The sequence below is a fragment of the Streptomyces sp. NPDC050121 genome (assembly GCF_044460385.1).
Taxonomy (GTDB): domain Bacteria; phylum Actinomycetota; class Actinomycetes; order Streptomycetales; family Streptomycetaceae; genus Streptomyces; species Streptomyces soliscabiei.
Map to the genome: position 1 here is coordinate 1 of NZ_JBITJV010000113.1, position 1,602 is coordinate 1,602.

A 1,602-nucleotide genomic window follows, 5' to 3' on the forward strand; every position below is an offset into this window, starting at 1 on the left:
GGCTGCACACCTACAATCACCACCGCGGACACACCGCGCTGAAAGGCCAACCACCCGCCAGCCGCGTCCCCAACCTCACAGGGCAATACACCTAGACCGTCCGAGAGGTGGAGTCTGCCTCTGTGGCCGGGGCTATTGCAGGTGAGGATCGAGAGTCATCGCCAGCACCGCCGGATCTTCCAAGGGCGGTTGCGGCACGAATCCGTGATCTTCCAGATCCTTGATCATCTCGGTGCGAGACGCTGGCCACATCCAGAAGGTTTCAGTGTGCTCGCGCAGCAGGAGCCCACTCTCCCGTACCCAGTAATCGAAGCGTGTGCGGATCCGGTCCCTCTCCGCCGACAGCACCATGCGGCCTCCGTACTCGTGTCGCCCGACTTGTTGCTCCGGGAAGCGACGCTCAGTCACCTCGTCGGGAAGCAGACCCGGCGGCGGAAGCTGAAGGAGCAGTGAGCCACCCGGTACCAGGGCCTCGGCGAGCGCCGGCCAGAGAACATGTCGGGCGGAGGGTGACAGACAGGCGATCGTGTTGTGACAGATCGCGAGGTCCGCCACTTTTCGGAGCCCCGCCTCGCTGAGAGTCGTGGAATGGACGGTGACCCGCGCCCTCAGATCGGCGGGCAGGGAGGCCAGGCGCGTCATCAGCGGTGTCCGCATGGCGTGTGCGGGTTCGATGGCGTGTACGTCTACCTGCGAGGCGAGAAGGCTCATCAAGGTCACCCGTCCGGTCCCGGCTCCGACATCCAGTACACCGAGCCGGGCGCTTGCCACAGCACGGCCGTAGAGATGACGCACCCGCACCGCGTCCTGCTCGGCCTGAAGGATGTCGTAGAACTCGGCGCTGACCACGTAGTCGTCCTGGCGAACCCGGACCGGCCGTGAACTGTGTAGATGGGTGCGCATATCCAGCAAGACCAATCGTGTGCGGTAGCTGTGACACTTCGCTGGAGCAGCCCAGAACCGCGTTGGGGTCCCGGTGGAGGGAGCAGGCCTGTCGAGTGAGGCACGAATGGGCGTGATCCCAGGTACACCAGGCGGCCATCAGTTCCGCCGGAACCACTGCGCGAGGGTGACATGGCCTCGTGGTGCAGTCGCCGTAGAAAGCAGAGTCCGCTTCTCGAACACCGCTGGGCGACAGCGGCGGCGACGTCGTGCGTCGACATCGGGTGGATCAGCACTGCCGCGACATGTACGCCGTCCGCATGTTCGTTCGGGCGCGACATGACGTCCGCGAACTGGAAAAACGGCGCGCAGGCACGATCGAGTGGGGGATCGGTGAGCGCCGTGCCAACTCCTCCTGAGCCGCCTTCGCACGTAATTAGCCCCCGTGCATGGCTGGCCCCTACGGCGGAGAGCGCCACGTAGTGTTCGGCACCCGCCAAGGCGGCGGCCGGCAGCCCCTGCCCGTGATGACATGGACGCCGTACGGCGTGATACGGGCACGACGTCCACCCCGCAGTCTCGGTGTTTCATCCAGGTCTCTTCGTCGGCGGAAATCCGCTCGTGCCTCTCGGCAACGGGTGAAACGAGGGCCACGGACGGCGGATGAAAAGTGAGCCACTCTGCGATCTCTTGATCATCCTGACTTCACTGGTTCTGAAG

Annotated in this window: 1 protein-coding gene; it reads right to left on the reverse strand. The window is 64.9% G+C overall.

Features of this window, described 5'->3' with window-relative positions; translation table 11 throughout:
* Positions 1-132 precede the first annotated feature (132 nt).
* Positions 133-849, reverse strand: a complete 717-nt coding sequence (locus tag ACIBTS_RS49355) for a class I SAM-dependent methyltransferase (protein WP_399328559.1) — start codon at positions 847-849, stop codon at positions 133-135.
* Positions 850-1,602 lie beyond the last annotated feature (753 nt).